The sequence below is a fragment of the Gammaproteobacteria bacterium genome, from assembly GCA_029882975.1.
Classification (GTDB): Bacteria; Pseudomonadota; Gammaproteobacteria; order SZUA-152; family SZUA-152; genus JAJDNG01.
On sequence record JAOUJW010000034.1, the window covers coordinates 47,101 to 53,514 of the forward strand.

Annotated in this window: 5 protein-coding genes; 4 read left to right on the plus strand and 1 reads right to left on the minus strand. The window is 50.2% G+C overall.

The genetic code is table 11. The features are described 5' to 3' along the window. Window positions 1-90: 90 nt before the first annotated feature. The gene (locus tag OEY58_19290; GenBank protein ID MDH5327603.1) at window positions 91-711 is read right to left on the minus strand and encodes an FMN-binding negative transcriptional regulator; all 621 of its coding nucleotides are present in this window, start codon (window positions 709-711) and stop codon (window positions 91-93) included. 127 nt (window positions 712-838) lie between these two features. Here OEY58_19290 and OEY58_19295 point away from each other — a divergent pair, with 127 nt between their 5' ends. From OEY58_19295 to OEY58_19310, 4 genes are all read left to right on the plus strand, one after another. Next, complete coding sequence (locus OEY58_19295) at window positions 839-1,330, plus strand: (2Fe-2S)-binding protein (GenBank protein ID MDH5327604.1); 492 nt, start codon at window positions 839-841, stop codon at window positions 1,328-1,330. Beyond that, the gene (locus OEY58_19300; protein MDH5327605.1) at window positions 1,327-3,543 is read left to right on the plus strand and encodes a molybdopterin-dependent oxidoreductase; all 2,217 of its coding nucleotides are present in this window, start codon (window positions 1,327-1,329) and stop codon (window positions 3,541-3,543) included. Before OEY58_19295 ends, OEY58_19300 begins: the two co-directional genes overlap by 4 nt. Before the next feature lie 202 nt (window positions 3,544-3,745). Continuing rightward, on the plus strand, window positions 3,746-5,428 hold the full coding sequence (gene bamD / locus OEY58_19305; GenBank protein ID MDH5327606.1) for an outer membrane protein assembly factor BamD: 1,683 nt from the start codon (window positions 3,746-3,748) through the stop codon (window positions 5,426-5,428). Between the two features lie 334 nt (window positions 5,429-5,762). Further along, on the plus strand, window positions 5,763-6,414 hold a 652-nt coding region (locus tag OEY58_19310), incomplete at its 3' end, for an Ig-like domain-containing protein (protein MDH5327607.1).

A 6,414-nucleotide genomic window follows, 5' to 3' on the forward strand; every position in this document is an offset into this window, starting at 1 on the left:
ACCTTACTGGTTTTGCTATGCATTATAACGCTACTGGCGTCAACGCGCAAAAGACCACCCTGAGCGTCATATTCACGAATTAAACCGCCTTTACGATCTCTCCAATTGTTTCTGCATCAATCGGGCGATGGCAACAGACCCGGCATCCCCTTGTTTGGAGAGCTGCTCAGCCACACGCCGCCTGTCCTTTGGACTGCGATTTTGACTCAACTTTTCTTTGAAACGAATATCCTCAATATCGACTGCAAACGCAGCCAACATATTCAGCATGGATTGGCGCGGGGCAGCATCCAATTGGGAGAGTGTCCAGGCTTGCCCAAACGGCGATTCGTGGAATTGCGTCAAATCTTGAAGCGTCTCCGGTAGTTGAGAATCATCCAGAACCTGCACCGTCCCGCGTATCTGCAATGTCTGAAAATTCCAGGTCGGCACCATATTCCGGCTTGCATACCACTGAGGCGACACATAAGCACCCGGCCCGGAGAAAATTAGCAAAACATTTGCCGCTCCCGCCTGCAAGTGTTCCAGTTGCGGATTCCTGCGACCCACATGACCGAACAATCGTTTTTGTTCACGATTTAAAAACAGGGGATACTTATTGCTCAGCATTACGCCGTCAAAACAAGTCACCACATCAGCAAAATTGACGCTTTCAATAAAGTCGAGGGCTTCGTTTTCATTGGTATTTTGGAACGACGGTAGGATGTACATATTCTCTCCTTCAACAACGACCGGCTCCGGTCAGTATACACACAATAATCCCTATACGAACAAACTCAAGCAGTTATTGAGTTACTGAAACAACAGAGGTAGACTGCTGGTTCACGGAGGTCCGCGCATGGCAAAATTGAACATTAACGGCAAAGAGGTCGATATTGATGTGTCCGGATCAACCCCTCTGCTCTGGGCAATTCGCGAGCAATTGGGCCTGACGGGCACAAAATACAGTTGCGGCATCGGTGTATGCGGCGCTTGCACCGTCCATATCGACGGCAAAGCCGTGCGATCCTGCAGCATCAAGGTTGATTCCATTGGCGCATCGCAAAAAATCACCACCATAGAAGGACTTTCAGAGAACAACAATCATCCCCTGCAGCAGGCCTGGGCTGAATTGGATGTACCTCAATGCGGCTATTGCCAACCCGGCATGATCATGGCCGCCGCTGCCCTGCTTAAGGATAATCCCAATCCCAGTGACGCAGACATAGATGCAAATATAAGCAATATTTGCCGCTGCGGCACCTTTAACCGGGTACGTCGTGGTATTCACTTAGCTGCCGGTAAAGCCCAGGGACGAACCCAGGAACAAACCCAGGGAGAGCCCAAGTGAAACCGGATGATCAGCCTATACCAATTTCCCGACGGGAGTTTCTCGTTCGCAGCAGTGCCGTAGGCGCGGGACTGGCCGGTTTTTCTCTGGGGCTGTATATACCTTTTCACAGTTCCCAACTGGCAGCCGCCGCCGGCGTAAAAGTGGAAGCGATGGTCCCTCCGGAAGTGAACGCATGGGTGGTTATCCAGCCCGATGATACGGTTATTATTCGCATCGCCCGCTCCGAAATGGGCCAAGGCAGCCTGACCGGCTTGGCGCAGTTAGTGGCAGAAGAACTGGAATGCGACTGGTCTAAAGTGAAAACCGAATACCCCACCCCGGGACAAAACCTGGCTCGGGACAAAGTCTGGCGCAGTTTTTCCACCGGCGGCAGTCGCGGCATTCGCGACAGCCATCTATACGTTCGTAAAGGCGGCGCTGCTGCCCGGCATATGTTGATGGAAGCGGCCGCCGAACAATGGGAAGTACCGATGGACGAATGCCAAGCCGTCAACAGCGTTATTACCCATATACCCAGTGGACGCCACACCACCTATGGACAGGTAGCCGCAGCGGCAGCCCAGTTATTCCCACCGGAACATGTCACGTTAAAAGAACCCAAAGACTGGAAACTCATCGGTAAACCGGTCAAACGCCTGGATACCGTTGATAAACTCAATGGAAAGCAAATATTTGGAGCGGACGTTAGCTTGCCCGGCATGCTCAATGCGGCCATTAAAGCCTGCCCGGTGTTTGGCGGCAAACTGAAATCTTTCGACGCAAAAATCGTGAGTAACATGGCGGGAGTGCGACATATCCTGCCTGTAGAAGATAATGCAGTCGCGGTCATTGCTGACACCTGGTGGCAGGCACATACCGCATTACAAGCCCTGCCCATCAACTGGAGCAAAGGCCGTAACTCCAAAGTCAGTAGCGCCTCTATCAGTAAATGGCTCGACAAAGGCTTGAAACGAGGCAAAGCCTTTGTGGGCAACAAAAACGGAAACGCCAAAAAAGCTCTAAAACGCGCCTCCAACCACATAGAAGCCACCTACTCCTATCCCTACCAGAACCACGCCACCATGGAACCCATGAACGCCACGGCTTTATGGAATGAAGACCGATGCGAAGTTTGGTGCCCTACCCAAAATGGCGAGGCGGCGCTGGAGGCCACAGCAAAAGCAGCCGGCCTGCCCATAGAAAAATGCGAAGTCTATAAAATTCATTTGGGTGGAGGCTTTGGGCGCCGTGGCGCTTTTCACGATTTTGTCACCCAGGCCGTTTCCATTGCCAAACAAATACCCGGCACTCCCGTTAAATTATTGTGGAGCCGTGAGGAAGACATGCAACACGGTCACTACCACCCGATTACCAAGTGCAAACTGAGCGGCGGTTTTGACAAAAAAGGTAACTTGACCAGCTTACGCGTGCGCATATCCGGACAATCCATACTGGCCTCAGTGTTCCCGCATATGCTCGCCAAAGGCGCCGATATGATCACTTTCCAGGGCTTATTGCCGGACGGGGATCACGCCATCAGCTATAGTATCCCCCACTTACTGGTGGAACACGCTATGCGCAATCCGCCGGTACCACCGGGGTTCTGGCGCGCGGTCAACATGAATCAGAACGCCATATACATGGAATGTTTTATGGACGAACTGGCTCATGCCGCCGGCAAAGACCCTTTGGAGTTTCGCCGTCAATTAATGACCAAACATCCCAAAAGCCTGGCAGTACTCAATGCCGTCGCGGAAAAAGCCGGTTGGGGCACACCCGCCGGTGAAGGTATTTTCCGTGGCCTGGCCGTATGTAATACCTTCGGCAGCTTTGTGGCCGCCTGCGCGGAAGTTTCGGTGGACCCGGAAGGTAAACTGAAAATTCATCGCATTGTTGCCGCCACCGATCCGGGTTACGCGGTAAACCCGCAGCAAATTGAAGCCCAAGTCGAAGGATCCTTTGTCTACGGATTGTCTGCTCTGCTCTATGGCGAATGCACTATTAACAGTGGCGCGGTGGAGCAAAGCAACTTTAATGATTACCCTTCCTTGTTAATGGCAGAGATGCCCAAGGTGGAAACCATTGTCATGCCTTCCGGGGGATTCTGGGGCGGAATCGGCGAACCCACCATTGCGGTTGCGGCTCCGGCGGTGCTTAATGCCATTTTTGCGGCCACCGGCAAACGGATACGTGAAATACCGTTGAAACACGCAAACTTAAGCCATAGCTGAGCCTGTGACGGCACGATTTTTTAACCGCAATTAGGCACTAAAAAAAACACCAAAACATATTCCCTTCGAACTTAAATTTTGAAATAATCTTCATACGTAACCCGCCCCGGAATACTTACCACCAACTTAAATTTCATCTGGATTTACCATTATGCGCAGTGTTCGCTACTCACTCCTTTTTCTTACAGTACTGATAACTATCATGTCAATTGGCTGTGGCTACGAACCGGAATATACCGAATCCGATAGTTTACTTTACCAACAAGCATTGGCGAACTACCAAGCCGACAACTACGAACCGGCCAAGACCCAATTTTTGGCGCTTATAGATCAATACCCTCAAAGTATTTATATCGACAATGCCAATTACTACATAGCACGTTGCTATCATGAACTGCAGGATTTTGCGACAGCGAGAAATTTATACACAGCCTATCCCGGCCTTTTCCCCGCCAGTGTCTATGTAGACAATGCCGTATTCTACCATGCCAAGTCTTTTTATGACGAAGCAAAACTACAAATCCAACCCCAAGCCGAGTTCGATTTGTTGCAAAACGCGGCGAACGGATTCCTGGACTACATTACCACTTTCAGCCTGGAATCCTTATTGGATGACGCTCAGTATTACCTGGGCCGCAGCCTGCACACACAGGCAGAGATGCTACAAACCAATCCTTCCCTATCCATCACCCTGGCATCTGACCTGTTTATCAACGCAAGACACTATTACGACACGCTGATCGCCGACCCACTGAGCGTTTATAACGACAACGCCCAATACTTTAAAGGACAGAGCTTCCACGAAGAAGGGCTTTATGCGGATGCCAGATTGGAATACATAAAACTGGTCACCACAGGCACCAGCAACTGGTCGGATGATGCACAATACCAGATAGGGAAAACATTCTATGATGAAGCATCGAGCACCGCGGATGCCAATACGGCAACCTCATTGTATGACAGCGCAATTGTTGAATTCACCGCTTTGATCACCTCTATTAACCCAATCTTCAATAACAGCAACCGTCTGGACAGCGCTTACTACTTCGAAGGACGTAGCCTGCAACAACAAGCCGAGCTGATCACTGCAGGGAACGTTAACGGAGATTTTACCAGTAAGTATGTACAAGCACGTACAGCATTCCAAGAATTGGTTAGCCGGTTTCCACTGAGTATTTGGGCTGATAATGCCCTGTATCAATCAGGTTCCAGCTATTACGATGAGGCAACTCTGGCACAGAACAACCAGGATTTTGCCGTGATGAAAGACCGAATCAGTTTGGCTGTCTTACAATTTTCCACTTTATTATCCAATACAGTATATTCGCGCTCCAATAGCGCTGATAACGCCCGCTATTATCTGGGCAAAAGCTACCAAATGATCTATAGCCTGCCGACCGTGGAACGCAGCGGTATTTACAACAATCTGGATTTGGCCCAAGTGACCCTGGACTGGGCCCGGGACACATTCATCACATTAGCTCAGGATTTTCCCCAAAGTAACTGGGTTGATAACGCCTATTATGAAATTGGCACGATTTACCAATTGGAAGCACCCACTGCAATTGACCCGGTCGCAGGCTTTAATCAAGCCTTGCATTACTATAACCTGGTCGTCCGCAACTATGCCGGCAGCATCCGTGAGGACAACGCTGTCTACAATATGGGTGAAATCTATCACTACACCGGTTACTGCGCTGCAGAAAAAGCGACACTGGACTATGCCCTTACCTTACCCACATTGAGTCAGACCCTGGCAGATGATATCAATACCAATCACTTTGCGGAACTAACCACCGCATTGGCCACGGCACCACCAACACCTAACGGTTCACACCTGTGTGATAACACCAATTTTGCTGGAATAGACACCACATATTTCTAAATCAGAATAACCAGCCAGAACAAAACCGGTTTTGTGATTAGCTGCATAGACGCGAAACCCAGCACCTGACAAAGATTACATACAACGAAACCGGTTTTGACTAATGCCATAAAGTGTGGCATAACCTTACTAATCGACTGAGTATGTTAAATATAAACCTAAATACTCAGCGCGCTCTCTTAAATAAGTATCACTTTAAACTTTTTGCAACCATCGACAACAACCGTTTAAGCAGTATGACCCAGGGTACTGGAAGCTTTCCGATGTTACCCAGTGCCAATCTTTTTCGTAGAGGAACCGACTAACAACTTGTATACGGAGTTATAAGAAAATCATGAACATCCTGCACACTCTATTTGTTATTATTTTGGCTGTTTTCATCAGTGGCTGTGGCGGAGGCGGAGACAGCGGCAACGGCGGCGGCGACGCAAACCAAAACCCTGTTGCCGTGGACGACAGCGCCAACACAGAATTCGATTCGCCCGTGACCGTTGATGTATTAGCCAACGACTCCGATGCCGATGGAGATACTCTTACCATCACCGAAGTTTCTGTGACACCAAACAACGGCAATGCTGTCATCAATGGCGGCACCACCATCACCTACACTCCCAATACCGGGTTCAGCGGATCGGACAGTTTTCAATATTCCATCTCGGACGGCAATGGCGGCACCGGCACCGCTACGGTAACTGTCACCGTAGCTACAGAGGGAAACAACAACCCGATGGCAATCGATGACAGCGCCACCACAGCTTTCAATACCGCTGTAACCGTCAACGTCCTGACCAACGACAGCGACGCTGACGGGGATAGCCTTAGCGTTACCGCTATTGCAGTAGCACCGGGCAACGGCACCGCGGTCATTAATGGCGGCGCCACCATCACCTACACTCCCAACACCGGGTTCAGCGGATCGGACAGTTTTCAATATTCCATCTCGGACGGCAATGGCGGCACCGGCACCGCTACTGTCACCGTCACTG

What these genes read in the sequence shown, in the direction of transcription:
- OEY58_19290 (MDH5327603.1), bottom strand. Translation starts at nt 711, where the DNA reads ATGTACATCCTACCGTCGTTCCAAAATACCAATGAAAACGAAGCCCTC.
- OEY58_19295 (MDH5327604.1), top strand. Translation starts at nt 839, where the DNA reads ATGGCAAAATTGAACATTAACGGCAAAGAGGTCGATATTGATGTGTCC.
- bamD (MDH5327606.1), top strand. Translation starts at nt 3,746, where the DNA reads ATGTCAATTGGCTGTGGCTACGAACCGGAATATACCGAATCCGATAGT.